The 24,956-nt window shown below is 63.8% G+C and carries 20 protein-coding genes; 10 read left to right on the top strand and 10 right to left on the bottom strand.

Features of this window, described 5'->3' with window-relative positions:
* The first annotated feature begins 116 nt into the window (after positions 1–116).
* A complete protein-coding gene (locus AC1VVM_RS20210; protein ID WP_482957228.1) occupies positions 117–1,886 on the top strand; it encodes a ShlB/FhaC/HecB family hemolysin secretion/activation protein in 1,770 nt (589 codons plus the stop codon).
* Positions 1,887–1,901: 15 nt separating this feature from the next.
* Positions 1,902–9,098, top strand: coding sequence for an MBG domain-containing protein (locus tag AC1VVM_RS20205; RefSeq protein WP_482957227.1), 7,197 nt, complete (start codon positions 1,902–1,904; stop codon positions 9,096–9,098).
* Between the two features lie 57 nt (positions 9,099–9,155).
* Here AC1VVM_RS20205 and AC1VVM_RS20200 read toward each other — a convergent pair whose 3' ends face one another.
* On the bottom strand, positions 9,156–10,913 hold the full coding sequence (locus tag AC1VVM_RS20200; RefSeq protein WP_482905537.1) for a chloride channel protein: 1,758 nt from the start codon (positions 10,911–10,913) through the stop codon (positions 9,156–9,158).
* Between the two features lie 103 nt (positions 10,914–11,016).
* On the opposite strand from AC1VVM_RS20200, the gene AC1VVM_RS20195 reads away from it, so the two are divergent.
* From AC1VVM_RS20195 to AC1VVM_RS20185, 3 genes are all read left to right on the top strand, one after another.
* Positions 11,017–11,424, top strand: a complete 408-nt coding sequence (locus AC1VVM_RS20195) for a MarR family winged helix-turn-helix transcriptional regulator (RefSeq protein WP_482905536.1) — start codon at positions 11,017–11,019, stop codon at positions 11,422–11,424.
* Between the two features lie 178 nt (positions 11,425–11,602).
* Positions 11,603–12,001, top strand: a complete 399-nt coding sequence (locus AC1VVM_RS20190; RefSeq protein WP_482905535.1) for a nuclear transport factor 2 family protein — start codon at positions 11,603–11,605, stop codon at positions 11,999–12,001.
* A gap of 58 nt (positions 12,002–12,059) precedes the next feature.
* Positions 12,060–12,728: a hypothetical protein gene (locus tag AC1VVM_RS20185; RefSeq protein WP_482905534.1), complete on the top strand. Its 669-nt coding sequence runs from the start codon at positions 12,060–12,062 to the stop codon at positions 12,726–12,728.
* A 5-nt stretch (positions 12,729–12,733) separates the two neighbouring features.
* Here the strand turns inward: AC1VVM_RS20185 and AC1VVM_RS20180 are convergent, their stop codons facing one another.
* The 8 genes from AC1VVM_RS20180 to AC1VVM_RS20145 are packed head-to-tail and all read right to left on the bottom strand — an operon-like array spanning position 12,734 to position 19,497.
* Entirely contained in the window at positions 12,734–14,449 is a 1,716-nt protein-coding gene (locus tag AC1VVM_RS20180; RefSeq protein WP_482905533.1) for a complex I subunit 5 family protein, read from the bottom strand.
* On the bottom strand, positions 14,446–14,781 hold the full coding sequence (locus tag AC1VVM_RS20175) for an NADH-quinone oxidoreductase subunit K (RefSeq protein ID WP_482905532.1): 336 nt from the start codon (positions 14,779–14,781) through the stop codon (positions 14,446–14,448). The genes AC1VVM_RS20180 and AC1VVM_RS20175 overlap by 4 nt, the downstream gene beginning before the upstream one ends.
* Positions 14,778–15,710, bottom strand: coding sequence for a hydrogenase subunit MbhD domain-containing protein (locus tag AC1VVM_RS20170; RefSeq protein WP_482957226.1), 933 nt, complete (start codon positions 15,708–15,710; stop codon positions 14,778–14,780). Before AC1VVM_RS20170 ends, AC1VVM_RS20175 begins: the two co-directional genes overlap by 4 nt.
* Positions 15,707–16,003: a monovalent cation/H(+) antiporter subunit G gene (locus AC1VVM_RS20165; protein ID WP_482905530.1), complete on the bottom strand. Its 297-nt coding sequence runs from the start codon at positions 16,001–16,003 to the stop codon at positions 15,707–15,709. The genes AC1VVM_RS20170 and AC1VVM_RS20165 overlap by 4 nt, the downstream gene beginning before the upstream one ends.
* Positions 16,000–16,272, bottom strand: a complete 273-nt coding sequence (locus AC1VVM_RS20160; protein WP_482905529.1) for an MrpF/PhaF family protein — start codon at positions 16,270–16,272, stop codon at positions 16,000–16,002. Before AC1VVM_RS20160 ends, AC1VVM_RS20165 begins: the two co-directional genes overlap by 4 nt.
* The gene (locus AC1VVM_RS20155; RefSeq protein WP_482905528.1) at positions 16,265–16,786 is read right to left on the bottom strand and encodes a Na+/H+ antiporter subunit E; all 522 of its coding nucleotides are present in this window, start codon (positions 16,784–16,786) and stop codon (positions 16,265–16,267) included. Before AC1VVM_RS20155 ends, AC1VVM_RS20160 begins: the two co-directional genes overlap by 8 nt.
* Before the next feature lie 13 nt (positions 16,787–16,799).
* The gene (locus AC1VVM_RS20150; RefSeq protein WP_482957225.1) at positions 16,800–18,041 is read right to left on the bottom strand and encodes an arginine deiminase; all 1,242 of its coding nucleotides are present in this window, start codon (positions 18,039–18,041) and stop codon (positions 16,800–16,802) included.
* Between the two features lie 25 nt (positions 18,042–18,066).
* On the bottom strand, positions 18,067–19,497 hold the full coding sequence (locus AC1VVM_RS20145; RefSeq protein WP_482957224.1) for a basic amino acid/polyamine antiporter: 1,431 nt from the start codon (positions 19,495–19,497) through the stop codon (positions 18,067–18,069).
* Positions 19,498–20,179: 682 nt separating this feature from the next.
* Between AC1VVM_RS20145 and AC1VVM_RS20140 the strand changes: the two genes are divergently transcribed.
* Genes AC1VVM_RS20140 through AC1VVM_RS20120 form a run of 5 tightly spaced genes read left to right on the top strand, consistent with a single transcriptional unit; the run spans position 20,180 to position 24,212 of the window.
* Positions 20,180–20,983, top strand: coding sequence for an SDR family NAD(P)-dependent oxidoreductase (locus AC1VVM_RS20140; protein ID WP_482957223.1), 804 nt, complete (start codon positions 20,180–20,182; stop codon positions 20,981–20,983).
* A gap of 14 nt (positions 20,984–20,997) precedes the next feature.
* Positions 20,998–21,528, top strand: coding sequence for a nuclear transport factor 2 family protein (locus tag AC1VVM_RS20135; protein ID WP_482905524.1), 531 nt, complete (start codon positions 20,998–21,000; stop codon positions 21,526–21,528).
* Positions 21,525–22,559, top strand: a complete 1,035-nt coding sequence (locus tag AC1VVM_RS20130; RefSeq protein WP_482957222.1) for a zinc-binding dehydrogenase — start codon at positions 21,525–21,527, stop codon at positions 22,557–22,559. Before AC1VVM_RS20135 ends, AC1VVM_RS20130 begins: the two co-directional genes overlap by 4 nt.
* 17 nt (positions 22,560–22,576) lie before the next feature.
* Positions 22,577–23,413 (top strand): sugar phosphate isomerase/epimerase family protein, encoded by an 837-nt coding sequence (locus AC1VVM_RS20125; protein WP_482957221.1) that lies wholly within the window; start codon positions 22,577–22,579, stop codon positions 23,411–23,413.
* Positions 23,406–24,212: an SDR family NAD(P)-dependent oxidoreductase gene (locus tag AC1VVM_RS20120; RefSeq protein WP_482957220.1), complete on the top strand. Its 807-nt coding sequence runs from the start codon at positions 23,406–23,408 to the stop codon at positions 24,210–24,212. Before AC1VVM_RS20125 ends, AC1VVM_RS20120 begins: the two co-directional genes overlap by 8 nt.
* Positions 24,213–24,222: 10 nt before the next feature.
* On the opposite strand, the gene AC1VVM_RS20115 is transcribed toward AC1VVM_RS20120, so the two are convergent.
* Positions 24,223–24,861 (bottom strand): TetR/AcrR family transcriptional regulator, encoded by a 639-nt coding sequence (locus AC1VVM_RS20115; protein ID WP_482957219.1) that lies wholly within the window; start codon positions 24,859–24,861, stop codon positions 24,223–24,225.
* Positions 24,862–24,956: the final 95 nt, after the last annotated feature.

Below are 24,956 nucleotides of genomic sequence, written 5' to 3'. Positions count from 1 at the left end.
AGTTTCCATAAATGGCGTGACCGATGTCACGCAAAATTAACGCGGCATATGGTCATAGGCGCCCGCTTCAAGAGTGAACCCTTTGATTCGGAGGGGGAGTTCCCAAGGGGGAAATTTTGACCAAGAATTCGTATAACTGCCTCAAGCAGCAGGGGCGGCGCCTGCGTGTGGGCGGTACTCGCACGTCGTCGATTGCTCTTGCTCTGTCGGCCAGCGCGATTGCCTTGTTTGCCGTTCCGGCCATAGCGCAAAGTGTTCCGAACGCGGGCAGCCTTCAGAGAGAGCTTCGGCAGGGCCTTCCCGGCGGCGTTCCCCGCCAGTCGCCGCTGCCCTTGGCGCCTTCGGAAGCAGACACGGCCACCGGCGGCGAAACCGTTCGGGTCGAACGCTTCGTGATCGAGGGAGCCACTTTGCTTCCGGAAAGCGAACTGGCAACCGCGACCCAATCCTATATCGGCCGAGATCTCACGCTTCGTGGCCTTCAGGCGGCCGCCCAGGCGGTTGCCGATGTCTATCGCCGCCACGGCTTCTTTGCACGCACGGTGCTGCCGCCGCAGGACGTGACCACCGGCATCGTCCACATCCGCGTGATCGAAGGCCGCTTTGGTCGCATCGTCACCGAAGACAAGGCGGCGCGTGCTGACGGTGCCTTCGTGGAACGCGTGGTCGGCGGCCGCCTCACGCAAGGCGCGCCCTATTCGGATCAGGCGCTCGAACGCGGCCTGCTGGTCGCCAACGATCTCCCGGGCATCCGCGCTGACGGCGTGCTCAAGGCGGGCAGCGCCCCCGGCACCAGCGATCTTGCTCTTACCGTAACCGACACGGCATTGGTGACCGGCAGCATCAGCGCGGACAATGGCGGCGTCGATGCCACTGGTCTTTACCGGGGGATCGCCTCGCTGGCGCTCAACAACCTCACCGGCAAGGGCGATCAAGTCACGCTGCTGGGGCTGGGATCGCGCGATCTCGGCTATGGCCAGATCGGTTGGAACGTGCCGCTCGGCACGGGCGGGTGGCGCGCGGGCGTCTATGCCAGCTACATGCGCTACACGCTGGGCGGCGACTTTGCCGACCTTGACGGGCGCGGCAATGCCGACACCCAGGGGTTGGAGGTCACCTATCCCGTGATCCGCAGCGCCACCCAGACGCTGCAACTTCGTGCCGCTTACGAACACGGTCATTATCACGATGATCTGCTTGGCGAAGCGGCCCATCGCAAGCAGGTAAACCGTCTGGCCCTTTCGCTGAGCGGCGAAGGCAGCGACAGGTTGGGCGGGGGTGGCCGCACGCGCTACGCGCTGACGATGACGCTTGGGTCGCTAGACCTGAACGGTCTTCCCAGCGACCGCATTCTCGACAGTCTGACGACCGATGCCAACGGCGCCTACGGCAAGCTTCAGGCCGAACTCACGCGGGACCAGCGGCTTGCAGGGCCATTCTTCCTGCGCGTTCGCGTCACCGGGCAGTGGGCGATGAACAATCTCGATTCTTCAGAGCAGTTCTCGCTGGGCGGCCCCTATGGCGTCCGCGCTTTCCCCGTCAACGAGGCGATGGGCGATCGCGGCGCGCTGGCCAATGCCGAACTGCACGTGCCCGTCAGCGGCGGCGCGCTCAAGGGGCTTGACCTCTATGGCTTCGTCGATGGCGGCGCCATCCGCCTGCATACGCGGACATGGGCTGGCTGGAACGATCCGGGCGCGGACAATGTCTACGCGCTTGCCGGGGCCGGCGCGGGCGTGACCTATGCTCTGCCCTACGGGTTCTCGATCGCAGCCGTGGTTGCCGCGCCGATCACCGACAATCCGGGCGGTCCCGACAAGCAGCACAACGAAGATGGCAGCAAGCGCAACGTGCGCGGCTGGTTCAACCTCTCCAAGACATTCTGATCGGACAGACCTCCAATGATCACCCGGACCCGCCGCCTTGCCATGAACGCAAGCGTTTCGCTTTTCAGCCTTGCACTTGCCACGCCGGCGCTTGCCAATCCCGCGACCAATGCGCTGCCGACGGGGGGCGAAGTCGCCGCCGGACAAGTGTCCATTGGCACCAGCGGCGCCGCTATGACTGTAACCCAGTCGAGCCAGCGCGGCATCGTCAACTGGCAGGGCTTTGACATCGGCAAGGATGCCTCGGTTTCCTTCGTGCAACCTGACGCCAACGCGGTCACGCTGAACCGCGTGCTTTCGTCGGCGGGATCGACAATCGCGGGCACGCTCACGTCGAACGGCAAGGTCTATGTCGTCAATCCTAACGGCGTGCTGTTCACCTCGACCGCACAAGTCAACGTGGGCGGACTGGTTGCGGCGGCGGGATCGATTTCGGATGCCGACTTCCTCGCGGGCACGGATCGCTTCACGCTGAACGAGGGCGGTTCGGTGATCAATCAGGGCCTGATTGCGGCCCATGAGGGCGGCCAGGTCGTGCTGGTTGGCGGAACCGTCTCGAACCTCGGTTCGATCTCGGCCAGCAAGGGCGACATCGTGCTCGCCTCCGGTGCCGGGGTGCTGCTCGATGCTGGGGCCAACGGACACCTGCAAGTGCAGGTCGATGGCGCGACGACACAGGCGCTGGTCGAGAACGGCGGCCTGATCGCAGCCGGTGGCGGCCAGGTGCTGCTCAGCGCACAAGGCGCCAGCGCGGCGGTGTCGTCGGTGGTATCGAACACCGGCACGATCGAGGCGCATACGCTGGCCAACCAGTCGGGACGGATCCTCCTGCTGGCAGGCATGGCGGGCGGCACCGTCAATGCCGGCGGCGTGCTTGATGCTTCTGCGCCCGATGGCGGGGATGGCGGCTTTGTCGAGACTTCGGCCGCGAAGGTTGCCGTAAGCGACGACATCAAGGTTTCCACCAAGGCGGCCTCCGGTGCGTTCGGCACCTGGTTGATCGATCCCACCGACGTTGAGATCTCATCCACTCAGGATGCGGCTGGCCTGCTCAACAATGCGACGCTTTCCGCCAGTCTTGAAAACGGCAATGTCGCAATCTCGCTGGGGGTTAGCGGCAGCTTGACGGTGAAGGATGCGGTCAGCTGGAATGCGTCGACCACGCTGTCCCTGACCTCGGCCGGAAGCTTGTCCGTCGCGGCCGATATCACGGCGACAGGTGCCTCGGCGGGGCTCCAGCTCGTGAGCAATTCCGGCGCCATCGGCATTTCCGGCGACATCACGTTAAGCGGCGCGAATGCGTCACTCAGTCTCAATGCGGGTGGTGCAGGTTATAACCTGATCGATGGCGCCCGCATCTCGCTTCCGGGGAGCAATGCCGGTCTGACGATCGACAGTCAGGCATATACGCTGATCCACGATGTCAACCAGCTGCAGGCGACGAGCGGGAGTGGATACATCGCTCTGGCCAATGACATTGATGCCTCCAGCATCGCGAACTTCGTCCCGATCGCGAACCAGGCCGGCACATTCGCGGGGCTTGGCCACTTCATCGACAGGCTGACGATCAATAAACCATCGTCCGCTTATGTCGGGCTGTTCTCTAGGGCCAGCGGGACAATTCGGGACGTGACCCTTTCCAACGTCTCCGTTATTGGCGGCGCTGTAACAGGATCACTCGTTGGATATCGTATCGCCGGAACCGTTTCCAACGCCCACGTGACCGGAAGTGTTTCGGGAAGTGATCATGTTGGCGGTCTCGTGGGAGGGAGCGTCGGCGGTACCATCGACAATTCTTCGTCATCAGCCAGCGTCACCGGCAGGCAATATGTCGGAGGGTTGTCCGGCGAAGAAGATAATGGCACCATTAGAAATTCCTATGCCACCGGAACAGTCTCGGCATCGATTGGCTATGCAGGCGGTCTTGTTGGATTTGGATCCAATGAAACGATTGCGAATGTCTATGCCAGCGGCGCCGTCTCGGGGAGCACTTTTACCGGAGGTCTTGTAGGATATTCCGGGATCATGGCCGGCGTAAGCAATGCGTATTGGGATATTCAAAGCACCGGTCAAAGTTCCAGCGCTGTCGGCACCGGCATCTCCAACAGCCAGGCCTACACCGCCGCGACCTACAGCGGCTTTGACTTCGCCAATACATGGACCATGGTTGACGGCAACACGCGCCCCATGTTGCGCAGTGAGGCATCGAGCGTAATCGCAACCCCGCACGCCCTCCAGCTCGCCAATCTGGACTTGGCCGGAAATTACGAACTCGGCGCGGATATCGATCTTGCAGGCAGCTTTACCGTCAACGGCGGCAACAACTATTACTCCGATGTCTGGGCCCCGGCCGGGTTCAGCCCCATCGGTAACGTCGGTGTCGCCTTCACCGGATCGTTCGACGGCCGGAATCACACTATCACCGGTCTTAAGATCAATCGCGGCAACGAGAGCTATGTCGGCCTCTTCGGCAGCACCTCGGGCGCGGCGATCAAGGATGTCGTGCTTTCCGGCGGCAGTGTAACCGGATTGGACCATGTCGGCGCGCTTGTCGGCGCATCGCAGGACGGAAGCATCACCGGCGCGGGATCCTCGGCGACGGTGACGGGAACATCGTCCGGCGAAGTCGACACAGGCGGACTCGCTGGTTATGTGAACGGGACCAGCATTACCGCCGCATGGGCCAGCGGAAATGTGGTCAGTCAGGGGCGCAATATCGGCGGCCTTGTCGGATATCTCAATTCCGGCACGATCGGCCAGTCCTATGCTACCGGCAATATCGCCGGCAGTCAGGGGCCGTTGGGCAACGCGGTTGCTGGCGGATTTGTCGGTCTGAACAGGGGAACGATCTCCAATTCCTTTGCTACGGGTTCCGTAACCTCAAGCATGAGCTATCTCGGCGGCTTTGTGGGTTACAATAACGGTTCGATTACGAACGCTTACGCCACCGGCAACGTCAACGGCTTGATCCTTGCAAGTTCGATTGGCGGATTTGTGGGCTCGAACGACTTCAACGGAACTATCGTGAACGCCTTTGCAACAGGCATGGTGGTCGGCGGCGCGGTGACGGGCGGCTTCGCTGGATACAATGCCGCTGGGCCAAGTATCACGGGGGCCTATTATAACGCGAGTACGAGCGGTCAAGTCTTGGGAATTGGGGGAGGTCCCGGCAACGCTGTCGGCCTCACGTCGGAAGGCATGACCTCGCTGGCCAATTTCACAGCGGCCGGCTGGAGCATTGACGATGAGGGCGGAACGGCTTCGGTCTGGCGGATCTACGATGGAAGCACCACGCCGATGCTCCGTTCGTTCCTCACGCAACTGACCGTCACGAACCAGTCCGCGACCAAGACTTACGATGGCCTTGCTTACTCCGTCGGCAATACCGTCTCGTACAGCGGCTTTACCAGCAATGATACGGTTGCGAACCTTGGCGGATCGTTGACCGTTGGCGGCGCGGCGAATGGTGCTATCGACGCCGGAACCTATGCCATTACGGCATCGGGTCTCTACTCGACCAAGTATGACATCGTCAGCGTCGACGGGACGCTCACGGTCGACAAGGCTGCTCTGACGGTGACAGCCAATGACGCGACCAAGACGTATGACGGACTGGCTTACGACGGCAGTTCGGGCCTCTCGTACAGCGGCTTCGTCCACGGCGAAACCGCTTCGGTCCTCGGGGGAGCAGCCGCGTACTCCAGCGGCATCAATGCCGGAACCTCTGCGATCAGCGCTTCAGGGCTGACCTCGAACAACTACGCGATCACTTACGTCGATGGTGCCCTTACGGTGAGCAAGGCGGCACTGACCGTCACTGCGAGCGATGCCAGCAAGACTTACGACGGCCTCGCCTACAGCGGCGGCGCCGGGGTGACCTATAGCGGCTTCGTCAATGGCGAAACGTCGTCGGTGCTCGGCGGCACGCTGGCTTACGGCGGCACCGCACAGGGCGCGACGAACGCAGGGACATACACGCTGAGCGCGTCTGGTCTGACGTCTGGCAACTATGCGATCAGCTACGTCGGCGGCGGTCTCACGGTGAACAAGGCGGCACTGACCGTGACCGCGAGCGATGCCAGCAAGACCTATGACGGCCTTGCCTACAGCGGCGGCGCCGGGGTGACCTATAGCGGCCTCGTCAATGGCGAAACGTCGTCGGTGCTCGGCGGCACGCTGGCTTATGGTGGCACCGCACAGGGCGCGACGAACGCAGGGACATACACGCTGAGCGCGTCTGGTCTGACGTCTGGCAACTATGCGATTAGCTACGTCGGCGGCGGTCTCACGGTGAACAAGGCGGCACTGACCGTGACCGCGAGCGATGCCAGCAAGACCTATGACGGCCTTGCCTACAGCGGCGGCGCCGGGGTGACCTATAGCGGCCTTGTCAATGGCGAGACATCCTCGGTGCTCGGCGGCACGCTGGCTTACGGCGGCACCGCACAGGGCGCGACGAACGCCGGGACATACACGCTGAGCGCGTCTGGTCTGACGTCTGGCAACTATGCGATCAGCTACGTCGGCGGCGGTCTCACGGTGAACAAGGCGGCACTGACCGTGACTGCGAGCGATGCCAGCAAGACCTATGACGGCCTTGCCTACAGCGGCGGCGCCGGGGTGACCTATAGCGGCCTCGTCAATGGCGAGACATCCTCGGTGCTCGGCGGCACGCTGGCTTACGGCGGCACCGCACAGGGCGCGACGAACGCAGGGACATACACGCTGAGCGCGTCTGGTCTGACGTCTGGCAACTATGCGATTAGCTACGTCGGCGGCGGTCTCACGGTGAACAAGGCGGCACTGACCGTGACCGCGAGCGATGCCAGCAAGACCTATGACGGCCTCGCCTACGGCGGCGGCGCCGGGGTGACCTATAGCGGCCTCGTCAATGGCGAGACATCCTCGGTGCTCGGCGGCACGCTGGCTTACGGCGGCACCGCACAGGGCGCGACGAACGCCGGGACATACACGCTGAGCGCGTCTGGTCTGACGTCTGGCAACTATGCGATCAGCTACGTCGGCGGCGGTCTCACGGTGAACAAGGCGTCACTGACCGTGACTGCGAGCGATGCCAGCAAGACTTACGACGGCCTCGCCTACAGCGGCGGCGCCGGGGTGACCTATAGCGGCCTCGTCAATGGCGAGACATCCTCGGTGCTCGGCGGCACGCTGGCTTACGGCGGCACCGCACAGGGCGCGACGAACGCAGGGACATACACGCTGAGCGCGTCTGGTCTGACGTCTGGCAACTATGCGATTAGCTACGTCGGCGGCGGTCTCACGGTGAACAAGGCGGCACTGACCGTGACCGCGAGCGATGCCAGCAAGACCTATGACGGCCTTGTCTACAGCGGCGGCGCCGGGGTGACCTATAGCGGCCTCGTCAATGGCGAGACATCCTCGGTGCTCGGCGGCACGCTGGCTTACGGCGGCACCGCACAGGGCGCGACGAACGCCGGGACATACACGCTGAGCGCGTCTGGTCTGACGTCTGGCAACTATGCGATTAGCTACGTCGGCGGCGGTCTCACGGTGAACAAGGCGGCACTGACCGTGACCGCGAGCGATGCCAGCAAGACCTATGACGGCCTTGTCTACAGCGGCGGCGCCGGGGTGACCTATAGCGGCCTCGTCAATGGCGAGACATCCTCGGTGCTCGGCGGCACGCTGGCTTACGGCGGCACCGCACAGGGCGCGACGAACGCCGGGACATACACGCTGAGCGCGTCTGGTCTGACGTCTGGCAACTATGCGATCAGCTACGTCGGCGGCGGTCTCACGGTGAACAAGGCGGCACTGACCGTGACTGCGAGCGATGCCAGCAAGACCTATGACGGCCTTGCCTACAGCGGCGGCGCCGGGGTGACCTATAGCGGCCTCGTCAATGGCGAGACATCCTCGGTGCTCGGCGGCACGCTGGCTTATGGTGGCACCGCACAGGGCGCGACGAACGCAGGGACATACGCGCTGAGCGCGTCTGGTCTGACGTCTGGCAACTATGCGATTAGCTACGTCGGCGGCGGTCTCACGGTGAACAAGGCGGCACTGACCGTGACTGCGAGCGATGCCAGCAAGACCTATGACGGCCTTGCCTACAGCGGCGGCGCCGGGGTGACCTATAGCGGCCTCGTCAATGGCGAGACATCCTCGGTGCTCGGCGGCACGCTGGCTTATGGTGGCACCGCACAGGGCGCGACGAACGCCGGGACATACACGCTGAGCGCGTCTGGTCTGACGTCTGGCAACTATGCGATTAGCTACGTCGGCGGCGGTCTCACGGTGAACAAGGCGGCACTGACCGTGACCGCGAGCGATGCCAGCAAGACCTATGACGGCCTCGCCTACGGCGGCGGCGCCGGGGTGACCTATAGCGGCCTCGTCAATGGCGAGACATCCTCGGTGCTCGGCGGCACGCTGGCTTACGGCGGCACCGCACAGGGCGCGACGAACGCCGGGACATACACGCTGAGCGCGTCTGGTCTGACGTCTGGCAACTATGCGATCAGCTACGTCGGCGGCGGTCTCACGGTGAACAAGGCGGCACTGACCGTGACCGCGAGCGATGCCAGCAAGACCTATGACGGCCTTGCCTACAGCGGCGGCGCTGGCGTGACCTATAGCGGCTTCGCGAATGGCGAAGATGCCACCGTTCTCGTCGGCAATCTCATGTACGGAGGGAGCTCGCAGGGGGCTCGCAATGCCGGTTCGTACGGGATCGCCGTTTCTGGCCTTGCTTCCGCCAACTACGCGATTTCCTATACCGATGGTGTCCTTTCCATCGACCCGGCGAAGCTTGCGATCGCGGCGGATTCAAAGACGATCCCCGCGCTGGGAAGCTTGCCGCCCCTGACCTATACGGTCGATGGTCTCGTTGCTGGAGACAGCGCCAATTCCGTGATTACGGGAGCGCTGCTCACCGATGCGGATACGAACCGGCCGGGAAGCTATGCGATCCTGCAGGGAACGCTGGCCGTTGCCGATAGCAACTATCAGCTTGCGGGCTTTACGCCGGGCGTCCTCACCGTCGACGGCACGCAGGCTCATGCCGACGCGCCGATCAGCAGCGAACTGCAAGTGTCTCTGCAGCAATCCTCATCCGCCAACCACACTCGCGGCAATTCGGCGCCGTTCGTTCCGGGGGCAATGGGGCAGTCGGCCGGTACCATGATCGACGGTCACCTCGGCTTCGAGGGTGATTTCATTCCCTAAAACGGTAAGACCTGCGCCGGCACAACTGGCGCAGGTCTTACTGCCTTGACGCTGTGGTCAGGATTGCCGCCTGCTCCGCGCGCGCTCCGCACTGCCGTGGGCGCGGCGGACCTTGAGCAGGTCGTGGCGGCTCAAAATGCCTGAAACGCGGCCGGTTTCAGAATCGACGATAGGAATGCGTCCCACATCGGCCTCCACCATCATGTCGGCAATCCGGCTGATCGGATCGAATTGGCAGCCGAATGGAATGGATGCGTCCGAGGCGACTTCGGCCAAAGTCGCGTCCGTTTCCGCGCCGTGCACTTTCCAGCGCAGGATGTCGGATCGGGAGACCATTCCAGCCAACTTGCCGTGCGCATCGATCACCGGATAGCTGCGGAACTGCGCGTCGGTGCTGAAGAAGGCGATGGCGTCGGCGACGGGCATAGTGCCGGGCAAGGTCTGGGGATCCGGCGTCATGACCTGCAGTGCCTGAAGGAAATCGAACGGATCGACTGTGTATTCCTGAAGGATATGGCGGCCGCGCCGCGCGATCTTTTCGGTCAGGATCGAGCGGCGCATCATGAGGACGCTGACGGTGTAGGCTCCGCCAGCCGCTGCAAGCGTAAGGGGCAGCATGGCGAAATCGCCGGTCAGTTCCACCGCGAAGAGCGTGGCCATCAGCGGCGCTCGCATCGCGCCGCTGAGGATGCCCGCCATGCCGGCCAGCGCCCAGACTGCCGCACCACCGGGCAGGTAATGCCCGAGCAGGAAGCCCAGCGCTCCGCCAATCAGCAGCAGCGGCGCAAGAACGCCGCCCGACGTGCCCGAACCCAGGGCGATCAGCCATACGGTCGCCTTGACCAGAAGCAGCGCCACCGCCACGCGGATCGCCAGCGATCCATCGAGCAGGCCGCGGATGCTTTCGTAACCCGCGCCCAGAACGTGGGCATCGATCAGGCCGCCGATCCCGACCGCCAGACCGCCAAGCGCGGGCCACCACATCCAGTGGATCGGCAGGCGGGCGAACTGGTCCTCCACTTTGTAGAGCAGTGCGGAGAGCAGGCACGCCTGCCCGCCTGCGAGCATGCCGATGGCCAGCGCGACGCCGATCAGCCCAGGTGCGAGCGGCAATGCATGATGCACCGGGAACAGCGGGCCCGTGCTGACCAGCAATGGCCGCCAGAGCCATGAGACCAGAACTGCCATCACCACGGGTACGAAGCTGCGCGGTTTCCATTCGAACAAGAGCACCTCAATGGCGAGCAGGATTGCCGCTATCGGTGTGCCGAAGATGGCGGTCATGCCCGCAGCGGCGCCGGAGACCAGCAGCGTCTTACGCTCCGCCGCGCTGAAGCTGAAGAATTGGGCGAACAGCGAACCGATGGCGCCGCCGGTCATGATGATCGGGCCTTCGGCGCCGAACGGGCCGCCGCTGCCGATGGAAATGGCGGAAGACAGCGGCTTCAGCACGGCGACTTTCAAGGACAGACGGCTTTCGCCGTAAAGGATCGCCTCGATCGCCTCGGGAATGCCGTGGCCTCGGATTTTTTCCGAACCGAAGCGCGCCATCAGGCCGACGATCAGGCTGCCGATGGCAGGCACCGCGACCAGCCATACGCCCAGCGCATTGTCGGTGATGGCCGAAGGCGCGGCGGAAAGGCGGCCGAACCAGAACAGATTGGTGGCGACCGCGATGGCCTTCAGCAGAACCCACGCGCCCAAGGCGCCGCCCGTGCCCACTGGCAGTGCGGCGAGCGCCAGCATGAGCATGCGCCGGTCCGCGCTGTGATCGCCCAATGGGCGCCGGGACGAAGGTAAATCTTGGAATGTCATGGCATGGCGCTCGAATGGAAGGAGTGGATTGCGCGGCACATATATCGTAATGCGATATTTATCAACGATTGACAAAATTGGCCCCGAACAGGGACTGGAAGGCATGAGCCACGAACTGACCGATGCCGATTATGCGGCGCTAGCCGACTTTCGATTCTCGCTGCGGCAGTTCCAGGCCTTCAGCGAAGCGAAGGCGGCGGAGTGCGGATTGACGCCGCAGCAGCATCAGGCCCTGCTGGTTATCCGGGCGGCACCGGCAGAGGCGGCCACGGTCGGGCATGTGGCCGAACGGCTGATCCTGAAGCCGCACAGCGCGACGGGGCTGGTTGATCGGCTGGTTTCGCTCGGCCTTGTCCAGAGAGCGCCGTCGCGCGATGACAAGCGCCGCGCACTGCTTGCATTGACCGAGCAGGCGCACCGCACGCTGGAAACGCTCAGCGCGACGCACCGTGAGGAAATCGGCCGCCTGAAGCCGATGCTGATCGCGCTGTTGGACAAGCTTCAGGTGTGATTGCGTTACTTGCACGTGTGGCGAAATAATCGCGACGCGGGTGCTAATTGAGAATAATTTTCAAATTAACTACTGAGATTATAGTTCTGAATGATGTTGATGAGCGGTTTTTGTGGATCGCAAGTAAACGGATTTTGGAATATATTCGGCGCGCTGTCTTAGTATCATGGAGATGGTCATGCTTGACCGCGACGCCGCGTTGCAGACAATTCGGGATGTCTATGCTGCCCGTGTTTCGGGAGATAAGGAAGCATTGGCAACCTATTGGGCCGATGATGCGCGCTTCGATTTTGTCGGAGCGCGATCGCTGTTGGAACCTGTCGGTTTCAGTTCTGAATCTTCGATGGATCAGATCGGCCAGTTGATCGATCGCTTTCGGTTCAGCGATCTTGAACTTCTGGATGCGGTGGTCGAAGGTGAAAAGATCGCGGCGCGCTGGGAAGTTACCGTTGCGGCCGAAGGAAAAGAACCGGTTCGTACGCAACTGTTCGACCTGATCACTTTGGATGAAGAGGGCAAAATCCGGTCCTTCATCCAATTTACCGATACCGCTTTGGTCCGGCACGTGGCGGCCTGAAGACAATTGCGGCTCACAAACGTCTCGCGGCAATTCCGGTAAGGTTTTATGCTGCGGCATGATTTTCGCTCGTGCCGTTCTTGCCATGATGCTCGCTTCGGCTGCTGCCGCAGGGTGCCCCATCGCCGCTGCCCAATCGGCGGATGTAGTGGGGGTTTACGACGGCGGACAAACCGAGATGGCCGCCGGTATCGAACTGCACGCGGACGGCCGTTTCCTTTATGGAATGTACTATGGCGCGCTTGATGAACAGGCGCAGGGCACTTGGACGTCCGATGGAAGTCAGGTGCTGCTCACCAGCGATCCGGTCGTCCCGCCCCGATTTGTCCTGATCGACCACCACGATGCGCCTGCCGGGCAGATCAGGCTTCTGCTGGACCTGCCCGAGGGGATGTCCCGGCAATATTTCAACGCGGAATTCCGGCTCCCGGACGGAAGCGTGACCGACCGCCAACTCAGCGACGAGCCGGAGCCGCTGGAATTCGATGCGCGCGCAATGCCCGTTTCGGTCACTCTGCGGCTTCCCGTCTTCGATCTTCGCGGCGAAACCATCGAATTGCCGCCACCGATGGGCCACGAGATCCATGTCCGTTTCGAGCCGCACGATCTGGGCGTGGTTGCGTTTACACGGACGCCCCTGCGCAGGGACCATGGCGACCTGATCCTCCAACGATACGATCGCACCATCCGCTTCAGGCGGGTCGCGGCTGCGGAGAGCCCTCGGTAAGAAACCTATGCGGCAGTTCCGGTTTGCAGGAGCCACCCCATTGCTGCCGCAAAAGCGAACAGGGAAAGGCTGGCGGCTGGCCACTGCCGTAACACGCCATCGAAATCTTCGACGAGCCCGCCGAAAAATGCGGCCTTGCCCGGTCGCACGGAAGACGGCCGCTGTGCGAAACCCCAGGCCAAGAGGCAGCCGCCTCCTGTGACGAGGAAGATTGTCAGCAGTTCAACCGGTGCGAGCGGGTTTGAAATCAGCTCGCTTGGCAGACCGATCCCGGGTACGGCTGCCACGAAGCCGAGTAGCAGCGACGCCAGTGCCAGTGCCAGCGCCGTACATTCCGACAACCGCGAGACGCGGGCAATCTCTCGCCCCGGAGCCACGGGACTTGCCAGCAAGCGTCGCAGAACGAGCACCGTATAGCCCGCCGTGAATGCGGCTCCGCCCTGCAAGAACGCTGTCCACCACCATTGGCCCTGGTCGGCCGCCGCTGCCAGAAGCAGCTTCTTGGCAAGATAGGCGCCGCTGGGAACCACGCCCATCAGCGCCAGTCCGGCCACGGCGAAAGTCAGCGTCGTGATCGGCAAGGCCCGCGCCGCACCGCCCAGTTCGGCAATGCGGTCATGCCCGAGCGCTTTGTAGAACAGGCCCGCCGCCATGAACATGCTGGCTTTTGCGGTGGCGTGCGATGCCGCTTGCAGCAGTCCGGCGGTCAGCACGTTGCCGCCCGACATTGCTCCGGCGCTCGCGTCGAAGGCGAGCGGGAACATCAGGAACAGATAACCGATCTGCGCAACCGTTGAATAGGCGACCAGCAGCTTGAGCCGTTGCTGCCGCAGCGCAACGATGCTTCCAACCACGATCGCCGCCGCCCCCATCGCACCGAGCAGCTGCGCAGCGCCGAACGTGACGACGCCGGGCATGACATCGAACCATAACCGCACGATCAGGAACCACGATCCCTTGATGACAAGGCCGGAAAGGATCGCGCTCGCCGCCGCCGGGGCCCCGGCATGGGCCGGCGGCAGCCAGATGTGGAGCGGAAACAGCGCCGTCTTGGCAAGCAGTCCGGCGGTCATCAGCGCGAGCACGGTCCGCGTCACAAGGCTCGGCTGGATCACGCGTGACAGCAGTTCGATGTCGAGCGTGCCGTAGACGCCAAAGATCAGCACCGTGCCCAGCAGATAGAGCAGCGAACCCATCAGCGCGAACAGCAGGTAACGCAAGGCCGCTCGCAAGGTCTCGGCGCGGCCGTCGAGGCAGACCAGCGGGACTCCGGCAAAAGTCAGAAGCTCCAGCCCCACGTAAAGCGTGAATAGATCACCGCTGACAAAGATGAGATTGAGCGATCCCCACACCGCGAGCAACAGCAGCCAGAAGGCCAGCGGTGCCCGGGCTTCCACCAGGCCTTCGGGCACCGCAAAATCGCGGCGCGCGTAAAGCGCGATGGCGGCTACGACACCTATCACCACCGCCATCATCCCCGCCGCCAGCCCGTCGGCGCGCAGCGCTACGCCCAGCGGAGGTGCCCAACCGCCGAGCCGGTAGACCAAGGGAGCGTGGGCAACCTGAGGCCCGATTGCCGCGACTGTCACGACCACGCAGACAATAGTGATGGCGGCAACGCGAGGCGTATTGCGGCCGCCCGCCATCAGCGCCAGCATCATGCCCACGAAGGGCAGCAATACGGCCAGAACGATGAGCAGCCCTGCCGGAGTTTCCGTCATGCAGGAGGATCGGCGTCATGGCGGGGCGGCGTTTCGGCCAAAGTGGTCCGGTCGGTCACCGAACGCAGCCGCAGCAGCATCGCCGTCGCCATTGCCGTGGCCGAGAACGCCACGACAATGCCGGTAATCAATATGGCGTGCAGGACGGGATCGCCGCCGAACCCAGCCTCGGTGCCGCGACGGGCGAGGGTTCCCGCCAATAGGAACACGCCGCTTCCCACGATGTTGAAGGCGAGGATCTTGCGCAAAGGCGAGGCGTGGGCGATCAGCCCGAACACACCCAGCCCGATCAGTATGGCGGCGGCGAGGCCGTGAAGTGTGGCGCTGGTCATGCTTCGGCCCGTTTCCGCAGCGGGGGCGGGATCAGCAGTGCCAGTATCAAGGTCAGGGTGGGCAGCAAGGCGATCTCGATCGTCACGATCAGCGGCTTGGCATAGGCGGCGGGTAGCCCGAGAAACGCTCCGGTGCTCGCTACGCCATAGGCGCCGACAAGAATGAAGCCGATGGGACCGGCGATCAGTCCCGCCCGCAGCCATCTGGAGCTTACCGGCGGCGTCTTGCCGAGCCCGGCGGATATGATCAGCAACCACATGGCCGCGAGGATCGTTGCTGCCTGGAATTTGCCGCCCGGCTGGTCGGCGCCCGCCCAGAAGATATAGATCCCGATCACCAGCCCGATCGGAGGCAGCACGCGCGCGATATAGGCGAGGATGCCGTTGGGATTGGCGGTTTGCGGTGCCCCGATCCGCCCGGGCCACTCGGCATCGGGCGCCAGAGACCAGACGGCGATCAGCGCGAGCAGCAGCACCACGGCTTCGAGCAGGGTATCCATCGACCGAAATGCCAGCAGCACGGCGGTGATGGGATTCTGGACGCCCGTTGCCGCGATATTCCCGGCCACCAGGGACGCCAAACTCGGCGCCGGAGAAGGCAAGGCCAGGACGCATGCGGCCAGAATTGCGGCCATGGCGGCACCAACCCCAATAGCGATGACGAGAGTTCCTACGGTTGCAGGCGCCACCGGCGCCGCCGATTTCAACCGCCGCGCGGCGCCGATCATCAGCGCGCCGGTGAGCCCTCCACCGATTGCGGCCTCGGTCATGGCAACATCGATGCCCTGCAATTGCACCCACACCAGACCCAGCAGCATCCCGTAGGCAATGAAACCCGCCACGGCTGCAAACGTGTTCGTGCCCAGCACGACCCATGCCGCTAGCCCGATCAGCAGCAGGAGTGCCGCGCTGTCCAGCCACGCGGTCACGGCTTGAAGTCTCCGGATTGGCGGATCAGGTGCGCAACCAACTGGGCTAGGCATGCTCCGGACAGCATCGCCAGCAGCCAGACGAAGATCATCTTGGCGCCGTCCGCAATGCCTGCGAGCCTCGGCAGCAGTCCGATCACCACCAGCCCGAGGCCCAGATTATCGGCCTTCGTAAGTGCATGAAGCCGCGAAAGCGCATCGGGGAAGCGCAGCAGGCCCACGGTTCCGGCAAGAAAGAACACGACGCCCGTGCTCACCAGAACGATCGTCCAGAGATCGAGGAGCAAGGTCATTCGTCTCCTCCTCCGCTGTTCGGGCTGATGCCTCGCACGAAGGCCAGCCCGGCAAACGCCGAGAGCAGAGCGACGATAAGCGCGACATCAATCACCGCCGGCTGCCGTGTCACGGCGCCGAAGATCAGCATTACCGCCGTGCTGCCGGTGCCGAGCAATTGCACCGCCATCATGCGATCGGCCTCGCCGGGGCCGCGCAGGAGGCGCACCAGCCCGACCGCGACCACCACCAGGATGGCGCAAGCCGAGCCGAGCAGAAATTCAGTCATGCCTGCGGCCCGCAATCAGGGCGCGCGCCATCAGTCTTTCCTCTGCCCACAACTGCTGGACGACAGGGTTGCGGAGATCGAGGCAGTGATAGGTGAGAACGCCATCAACCTCGCCGCAGGGCACCGTGCCGGGGATCAGGCTCGTAATGGTGGCGAACGTGTTGCGTGCCAGACCTTCCGGAAAGCCAAGCGGGCAGGCGATGAAACCGGGCTGGATCGGCAATCTCGGGTCAAAGACGCGGCGGGCGATGTCGAAACCGGCCCGCACCGATTGCCAGATGAAATGGGGCATCAGGGCCGCCATGCTGACGAAATGCAGGCAGCCGGTCGCGGGCGGGAATGTGCGCAAGCTGAGCCATGTTGCCGCGCTGGCAGCGCCGGCGCCGACCAGCAGGTCGGTAGGCCGGGCGCTGGGCATCATGATGAGCCAGAGTGCAAGATAGCTGATCCCGCGCGCGATCGTGGCCGCGCTGCGTGACGGCAATTTTCCGGTCGATGCCGTGCCGTCCGTCATTTCGGATTTGCCGTTACTCAGCGGCATCGCGAATGATGGGGCACGTCATGCAATGCCCGCCGCCCCGTCCGCGTCCGAGTTCGGCGCCGGAGATGGTGATGACCTCGATCCCGGCCTTGCGCAGCAGGGTGTTGGTATAGACGTTGCGGTCATAGGCGAGCACCACGCCGGGCGAGACGCAGACGAGGTTCGCGCCCGAATCCCACTGCGTGCGCTCGCGCATGTAGTGGGTGCCGCCGGTCTCCACCACGCGCATGTTGTCGACCTTGAGCGCGCGGGCGACTGCCGCCACCCAGCCACCTTCCTCGCGCCGCACGTCGAAGCCGCCGTTGGCGCCGGGGCGGATCATGTAGGGCGTGATGGTGTCGACGATGTCGGGATAGATCAGCACGCAGTCGCGGTCGGCAAAGGTGAAGATCGTGTCGAGGTGCATCGCCGCGCGCAGCCGGGGCATGCCCGCCACCAGGATCTGGTCCACCACGTCCTGCTGGAACAGCGAGCGCGCGAGCAGGGCGATGCCCTGGCGTGAGGTGCGCTCGGACATGCCGATCAGCAAGGTGCGGTTGCCCGCCGGCATCACGTCGCCGCCCTCGATCGTGGCCAGGCCGTGGTCCTCTTCGGGATTGCCGTGCCAGATCTTGGTCTTGCCCGCGAAGTCGGGGTGGAACTTGTAGATCGCCGTGGTCAGCAGCGTCTCGTCCTTGCGCGCGGGCCAGTAGAGCGGGTTCACCGTGCAGCCGCCGTAGATCCAGCAGGTGGTGTCGCGGGTGTAGAGCGTGTTGGGCAGGGGGGTGATGAGGTACTGCGTGATCCCCGGCGTCTCGCGGATCAGCGCCATCAGCGCGCTGGAGTGGCTCTCGGGGAACTCCTCCACCGACAGGCCGCCGATCAGGATCTCGGCCAGTTCGCGGTGGGGCAGGCCTTCGAGATAGCTGCGCACATCGGTCAGCAGGCCGAGCCCGACCTCGTTTTCGGTGACGCGGTGGTCGAGGATCCACTTGCGCGCATCGGGGATGCCGACAGTGGTGGTCAGCAGGTCGTGCATCTCCACCACATCGACGCCGCGGTCGCGCATCTTCTGCTGGAAATCGAGGTGGTCGCGCTTGGCCGCGTCCACCCAGAGCACGTCATCGAACAGCAGGTCGTCGCAGTTGGACGGGGTCAGCCGCTGGTGCGCGCGGCCCGGCGCGCAGACCATGACCTTGCGCAGCTTGCCGACTTCGGAGTGAACGCCATAGGGAGTGTCAGTAGACATGGGGGGAGGCTCCTGTTGGATCGGATCACGGAACGATGCGGCCGGTGAGCAGCCCGGCAAGGCCGACCAGCCCTCCGGCCAGCACCACCAGGAAGATCACCAGCTCGACCGGCTTGAACAGCCGCACGCCCTGTTCGCGCCGGGCCCAGACGTAGAGGATCAGGGTGCCCGGGATCAGCAGGATCGCCACGAGCATCACATGCTCCAGCCCCGCCGCCACGAACATCACGACCGAATAGAACGCCGCCACCCAGGCGATGAACTGGTCGCGTCCGGCCTCCGCCCCATCGGCGCCATAACCCTCGCGGCGGCGGGCGATCAGCACGCCGTAGCCCGCCACCAGCAGGTAAGGCAGCAGCGCGCTGACGCTGGTGAGGTCCAGCATCAGGTTGAAGGCATCCTGCGACCAGTAAGTCGAGATGACGAAGAGCGAGACGACGATGTTGGACAGCCACAGCGCATTGGCGGGCACGCGGTTGCGGTTCTCTTCGGAAAACAGCCGGGGCATGTCGCGCGACTTGGCGGCGGCGAACAGCACTTCGGCGCAGATCAGCGACCAGGCGAGATAGGCGCCCAGCACCGAGACCAGCACGCCCACCGAGATGAACACGCTGCCCCACGGGCCCACCACTTCCGCCAGCGCGCTGGCGAGCGAGGGCTGGCGCAGCCCGGCCACCGCCGCCTGCGGCATCACCGCATAAGGCAGCAGCGTGACCGCGACCATCAGCCCGGTCACCCCCACGAAGCCCAGGATCGTGGCGGTGCCGACATCGGCGCGGGTGCGGGCAAAGCGCGAATAGACGCTGGCGCCCTCGATGCCGAGGAACACGAAGACGGTGATGAGCATGGTATCGCGCACCTGCGCCACCAGCGTCTTCTCTGGCATGCCTTCGCCGCCCCAGAAGTTGGCGGCGAACGTGTCCCAGTGGAACGCCAGCAGCATCAGCAGCAGCGCCGCCAGGATCGGCACGATCTTGGCGATGGTGACGACGAAGTTGATGAAAGTGGCCTGCTCGATCCCGCGCAGGATCATGAAGTGGAAGGCCCAGATGCCGACCAGCGAGACGCCGATGGCCACCGCCGAACTGCCGTCTCCGAACACCGGGAAGAACTTGCCGAGCGTCGCGCCGATCAGGACCCAGTAGAACACGTTGCCGAGAATGGAGCCGAGCCAGTACCCGAAGGCGGAAAGGAACCCCATGTAGTCCCCGAAGCCGGCCTTGGCATAAGCGAAGACGCCGGCATCGATATCGGGCTTGCGCGCGGCGAGCGCCTGGAAGACCCGGGCCAGCGCGTACATGCCGGTGCCGGCGATGAGCCAGGCGATGATCGCCCCGAACGGCCCCGTCGCCGAACCGAACCGCGCCGGCAGATTGAAGATCCCCGCCCCGATCATCGAACCCACCACCATCGAGGTGAGCGAAAACAGCGAGATCTTGTTATCCTGGCTCGGCATCTACGTCTCCCGGCGTGGAATTTCGATGGGTCGCGGCAGTATCCGGTAAAAAGCTGCTTCAGGGGGCGAGAGACGTTCGACGTTGCATGGCCGTACGGATTTGGGAGGCGAGCGCGTTCTTTGAAAACTGCCGATGAAGTGGATCGGCTACTGCATTGGGACGGAAAGCCGATCCTTCGACTTCTTCTGCACCGGCTGGAGACGGCGCGGGAGCCGCCTGCCAGGCGGCAAGAATGGTGGAGTCGGAGTTCATCCTGCTCTCCCGGGCAGTCGCGACCAAGGGTGAAAGCAGCCCTAAGCGACGCATTGCCAAAAGAAATAGTTGTATAAAATCGGTCCCTTGGCAAGCGGCAAATAGTTCTCTTTATTTCTGGTAAACTCTCTTGGCAGCCTGCCTGTAAACCAAGAGCAACATTGAAAATTCCAATCTATTTGTGCCGAGATCGCATCGTATCCAGTGCGCAAGTCATTACGATCTTTAGGCCGCGAAAGCGCGCACGGCCATCACGGGGTCAGCTTGCGTGAGCGATGGCATTGATGGGGGCGAGCACGGACCTTGCCCGAACGACAGTCGGGCAGTCCGACCTTACTATGCCGGATGGTTATAATGATTTGACGCATATTATAGTATCGGCATTCCGATCGGGCTGCCTAGAACTCGCCTCAGGAGAGGTGAGAACGCATGGACAGCAAGGAACGCTATGGCCCTTGGGCCGTCATTTCCGGTGCATCGGAAGGGACAGGCAAGGCTTTTGCCCATCTGCTTGCAAGCAAGGGCATCCATTGCCTGCTGATCGCGCGTCGGGAAGCGCCGCTCGAAGAACTCGCGGATGACCTGACGCGGCAATATGGCATTGAGACGGTCATAGCCGCGATCGATCTTGCCAAGCCCGACGCCTGCGACCGGATGATGACTGCAGTTGGCGATCGCGACGTCGGGTTGTTCGTCAGCAATGCCGGCTCCGATCCGAACGCGGCCCGCTTTCTGGAACAGGACCTCTCGGCATGGGTCGATCTGGTCGAGCGCAACGTCACCACAATGATGAAATGCAGCTATCATTTGGCCGGGCCGATGAAGGCGCGCGGCCGGGGCGGTGTGCTGCTGGTCAATTCGGGTGCCTGTTACGGCGGTTCTACCGCCATGGGGACCTATTCCGGCAGCAAGGCCTTCACCCTGTGCTTCGCCGAAGGGCTCTGGGCCGAATTGCGGCCTCACGGTGTGGATGTCCTCACTTTGGTGATGAGCCGGACCGATACGCCCGAATTCCGCCGCGTTCTCGCCCAGCAGGGCATGCCTGTTCCGGACGATATCGCATCGCCGAACGATGTCGCCCGTCTGGGCCTTGAGCGATTGCCGCATGGCCCGATCTGCAACTGGGGCGAGGAGGATGACGAGAGCGGCATGTCGGCCACGTCCGCGGCGCAAAGACGCGAAAGGGTTGTCATGATCGACAAGGTTACCAGCCAGCTTTTCGGCCGTTCGTGATGGAGGACGTGCAAATGAATTCCGCAGCTCTCGTCGAGGATCTCGCCGCGCGGCAGGCGATCACCGATCAGATCTATCGCTATTGCCGGGCAATGGACCGGATCGACCATGAACTGGGCTATGCAGTCTGGCACGCAGACGGAACCGCCGACTATGGAGAGGCCGTGTTCCAGGGGCTCGGCCGGGACTTCGTGGACCACGTCTGCAAGCAGCACGGCGGGCTGCTGACCCACTCGCATCAGGTGACGAACATCGTCATTGAACTGGACGGTGCGCAAGCGGCGAGCGAGGCCTATGTCACAGCAACCCTGCGGATGGAGCGCGGCGGCAAGCTGCTGCAAATGACCGTGCTCAGTCGCTACGTCGACCGCTGGTCGCGGCGGGAAGGCCGCTGGGCGATCGACCATCGCATCACCGTCACTGACATGGACGAAATCCGCGAAGTCACCCCGATGAAGGCGCACGATCGCGGCAGGAGGGACATGGACGACCCATCCTACGCGGTTTTGACCGCAGGACAGACGAATTACGGAGACAGGACATGAAGGCAGCCTATATCGAAAACGGCAAGGTGCTGGTCGGCGAAATGGCCGACCCGACCCCCGGCAAGGGGCAGGCGCTGGTCAGGACGCACAGCTGCGGCATGTGTGCATCGGAAGCGCACTTCCTCCACGCCGGGCAGAATATCATCGATCTGTCGCGGCGGCTCGGCGGGCCTTATGCGGCGCTCGATTTTGCGCGCCCGTTCGTGCCCGGCCATGAATATGTCGGCGAGGTTCTCGATTACGGTCCGGGCAGCAAGCGTACGGTGAAGCCGGGACGCAAGGTGACCTCGGTGCCGATCATGCGGCAGGACGGCGCCCATGCTGTGATCGGCTTCAGTCACGACTGCCCCGGCGGTTGGGGAGAGCTGATGCTCCTTGACGAGGACATCATGATGGAAGTGCCGTCCGACATGGACGACGATCATGCCGCGATGATCGAGCCGCTGGCGGTGGGGTTGGAACATGCCCGTCGCGGGCGTCCGGACAAGAACGATGCCGCGCTGGTCCTCGGCTGCGGGGCGATCGGCCTCGGCGTGATCGCGGGGCTCAGGATGATGGGCGTCGCGCCGATTGTCGCCGCCGATTTCCATGAGGAGCGTCGCAAGCAGGCGATAGCGATGGGCGCCGATATCGCCGTCGATCCGCGCGAAATCGATCCCTATGCGCCGCTGCCCGCCTTTGGCGGACGCAAGGTCAACCTGATCTACGAGAATGTCGGCCAGCCCGGCATGCTCCAGCGGATCATCGAGGCGGCGCCTTTCGAAGGGCGGATCGTCATGGGCGGATATTGCATGGAGCAGGAGCATCTGCTGGTGTTCGCCGCGCAGAACAAGCGGCTCAATATCCAGTTCGCGGGCGGCGAGGAACCGCAGGACATGGAACTGGCCATGCGTGCGATTGCCGATGGACGCATCGACGTGACGCCCTGGCTGGGAGCCCGCATCGGACTCTCGGGCGTTGCGAAAGCGGTAGGCGAAATGTCCGGACCCGTCGCGCCGGTGCGGACCGTCGTCGATCCGCGAACGATCTGACGGCAGGGAGAACGCCCATGGCCCGACTGGGTATCGAAATGATCACCGTGTTCGGTCTGCCCCCGGTCGAATTCGTGCACCTGGCGGCCGATCTCGGGTGCCGGCACATCTCGACCGGGCTGACCGCGGTGGGATACAACCCCCACGGCTATGCGCCGTTCTCCCTGCGCGATGACGCGGCGCTGCGGCGGGCGACGACTGCGGCGATGCAGGAGCGGGGCATCACCATTTCGCTGGGCGAGGGCATGAATGTCCGCGCGGGCAGCGATGTGCGGGATCTTGCCGGCGACCTTGATGTAATGGCCGAACTGGGCGCCGAGCGGATCAACACGGTCAGTCTCGATCCGGACCTCGCCCGCAGTTTCGACCAGTTCGGCATCCTTGCGGAGATGGTTGCGGCGCGCGGGATGGAGACGATGGTCGAGTTCGCGCCGTCGCTGTCGGTCGCGGACCTGTCCACCGCGCTGGCGGCGCTGCGCCATGTCGGGCGGGCGGATTTCCGGCTGTTGATCGATACCATGCACCTTGTCCGGTCCGGGGCCGGGGCGGCTGACCTCGCGGCGCTGGATCCCGATCTGATCGGCTACATCCAGTTCTGCGATGCCCCGCTGGAACCGCGATTTGAAAGCTATTTCGAGGAATCGATGTTCGAACGGGTGGCTCCGGGCGAGGGTGAACTCGGCCTTCGCGAGATCGTCGCGGCGTTGCCGCACGACCGGGTCTATGCGCTGGAGCTGCCCTTGCGTAGCGAGGCGGAAGTGGGTGTCGGCCCGCATGCGCGGCTGTCCAAATGCGTGGAGGCCGCGCGGCGGCTTTTGGCTGAAGTACATGGGGAGAGCACCGCGAATGCCTGATTTCAAGGAGCGCTACGGTCCTGTCGCGCTGGTCACCGGGGCATCTTCGGGCATCGGCTCGGCTTTTGCGGAGGCATTGGCGGCGCGGGGGCTGGACCTTGTGCTGGTGGCGCGGCGTGTCGAGCGCTTGCAGGACCTCGCGGGAGGTTTGGCGCGTGACCATGGCGTGGGTGTGGAGGTCTGCCCGGTCGACCTTGCGCGGCCAGACGCTGCTGAACGGATGCTTTCGGCCACGGCGGCGCTCGACGTGGGGCTTGTCGTCAGCAACGCAGGCTTCGGAATGAAGGGGGATCACGCCGACAACGATCCGCTGGCGATGGCCGAGATGTTGCAGGTCAACTGCAATGTGCCGATGCAACTGACGCGCGGCTTTGCGCCCAGGCTGCGGGAGCGGGGCAGGGGCGGCTTCATTCTCACCAGTTCGGTGGAGGGCCTGATCGGGTGCCCCTATTCAGCCGCCTATTCCGCGACCAAGGCCCTGGTGAAATCGCTGGGTGAGGCGTTGTGGGCGGAATTGCAGCCGGACGGGGTTGACGTGCTGACGGTGTGCCCCGGTGCCACGGAATCGGAAGCGGCGGCGCGCGCCGGTGTCGATCCTGCGACTCTGCGCAACGTGATGAAGGCCGAGGATGTTGCCGAACTTGCGCTCGACAATATCCGCAACGGGCCCACGTTCGTCAGCAGCGAGCATTATCGCGCGACGTTCGACAAGCTGCTGTCGATGCCCAGGCGAGACGCGTTGATGGCGATGGCGGCCGGAATGAAAGGTTCGGCGACGGGCCAGCATCGCGGAGGCTGAGGCTTTCCCGCTATTGCGGTGCCGCTGGCCTGCCGATCCCGTTGACAATCAGCGCGGCGAGGAAACGGGCGTGGTGGGCATTGCCGCGCGCATCTTCGGACGGATCGGCACGGATCTCCGTGCCCAGCAGAGTCATCACCATGATAAGCCGGGCGCATTCCTCACGGTCCGTATTGTCGGCCAGCTCGCCGCGTGTCTGTGCGTCGGCCAGCATTGCGCTCAGCGGGGCGTGGAACATCGCGTGTGACGCCTCGATCAGTTCGTCGCGCAGTTCCGCCATCGAGCCGGGGTTCATCGACAGCGCTTTCCGGAACGCCTGGGCGTGGGGGCGCGCAAGGACTGCCAGCGCTTCCAGCACATAGCTGCTCAGGCGCTGCTCCAGCGAACCGGACAAGTCGAACGTGATCGGCCCGGCATTGCCCAGCACTTCACGCACGGCATCGACGAAGAGATCGGTCTTGTTGGAGTACCGCGCATAGACGGTCTTGCGCGACAGTCCCGCAGCCTTGGCAACGGCATTCAGCGAGGCGGCCTCACCCTTTTCCAGCAGTTCGTGGAGCGCGGCGTCGCGGATCGCGCGGTCTATCGAGGCAGCTTCCTCCAGACTGGGCCTACCCTTGCTGCGGGCTTCCTGAACGGACTCTTCCATTGTCGCTGCTGCCCCCTCCGGCGTTCGTCGATGGCTGTCATAGCCGCATCCGCGATCGGTGGCCAAGGATTAAAGAAACATCATTGTATATTTAA

This window comes from Novosphingobium sp. BL-S-33 (assembly GCF_056857025.1).
This window is presented reverse-complemented; position numbering and strand designations above follow the sequence as displayed.

What these genes read in the sequence shown, in the direction of transcription:
- AC1VVM_RS20185 (WP_482905534.1), top strand. Translation starts at nt 12,060, where the DNA reads ATGATTTTCGCTCGTGCCGTTCTTGCCATGATGCTCGCTTCGGCTGCT.
- AC1VVM_RS20195 (WP_482905536.1), top strand. Translation starts at nt 11,017, where the DNA reads ATGAGCCACGAACTGACCGATGCCGATTATGCGGCGCTAGCCGACTTT.
- AC1VVM_RS20130 (WP_482957222.1), top strand. Translation starts at nt 21,525, where the DNA reads ATGAAGGCAGCCTATATCGAAAACGGCAAGGTGCTGGTCGGCGAAATG.
- AC1VVM_RS20150 (WP_482957225.1), bottom strand. Translation starts at nt 18,041, where the DNA reads ATGTCTACTGACACTCCCTATGGCGTTCACTCCGAAGTCGGCAAGCTG.
- AC1VVM_RS20135 (WP_482905524.1), top strand. Translation starts at nt 20,998, where the DNA reads ATGAATTCCGCAGCTCTCGTCGAGGATCTCGCCGCGCGGCAGGCGATC.
- AC1VVM_RS20200 (WP_482905537.1), bottom strand. Translation starts at nt 10,913, where the DNA reads ATGACATTCCAAGATTTACCTTCGTCCCGGCGCCCATTGGGCGATCAC.
- AC1VVM_RS20205 (WP_482957227.1), top strand. Translation starts at nt 1,902, where the DNA reads ATGATCACCCGGACCCGCCGCCTTGCCATGAACGCAAGCGTTTCGCTT.
- AC1VVM_RS20180 (WP_482905533.1), bottom strand. Translation starts at nt 14,449, where the DNA reads ATGACGGAAACTCCGGCAGGGCTGCTCATCGTTCTGGCCGTATTGCTG.
- AC1VVM_RS20160 (WP_482905529.1), bottom strand. Translation starts at nt 16,272, where the DNA reads ATGACTGAATTTCTGCTCGGCTCGGCTTGCGCCATCCTGGTGGTGGTC.
- AC1VVM_RS20145 (WP_482957224.1), bottom strand. Translation starts at nt 19,497, where the DNA reads ATGCCGAGCCAGGATAACAAGATCTCGCTGTTTTCGCTCACCTCGATG.
- AC1VVM_RS20125 (WP_482957221.1), top strand. Translation starts at nt 22,577, where the DNA reads ATGGCCCGACTGGGTATCGAAATGATCACCGTGTTCGGTCTGCCCCCG.
- AC1VVM_RS20140 (WP_482957223.1), top strand. Translation starts at nt 20,180, where the DNA reads ATGGACAGCAAGGAACGCTATGGCCCTTGGGCCGTCATTTCCGGTGCA.
- AC1VVM_RS20175 (WP_482905532.1), bottom strand. Translation starts at nt 14,781, where the DNA reads ATGACCAGCGCCACACTTCACGGCCTCGCCGCCGCCATACTGATCGGG.
- AC1VVM_RS20190 (WP_482905535.1), top strand. Translation starts at nt 11,603, where the DNA reads ATGCTTGACCGCGACGCCGCGTTGCAGACAATTCGGGATGTCTATGCT.
- AC1VVM_RS20155 (WP_482905528.1), bottom strand. Translation starts at nt 16,786, where the DNA reads ATGACGGACGGCACGGCATCGACCGGAAAATTGCCGTCACGCAGCGCG.
- AC1VVM_RS20165 (WP_482905530.1), bottom strand. Translation starts at nt 16,003, where the DNA reads ATGACCTTGCTCCTCGATCTCTGGACGATCGTTCTGGTGAGCACGGGC.
- AC1VVM_RS20115 (WP_482957219.1), bottom strand. Translation starts at nt 24,861, where the DNA reads ATGGAAGAGTCCGTTCAGGAAGCCCGCAGCAAGGGTAGGCCCAGTCTG.
- AC1VVM_RS20120 (WP_482957220.1), top strand. Translation starts at nt 23,406, where the DNA reads ATGCCTGATTTCAAGGAGCGCTACGGTCCTGTCGCGCTGGTCACCGGG.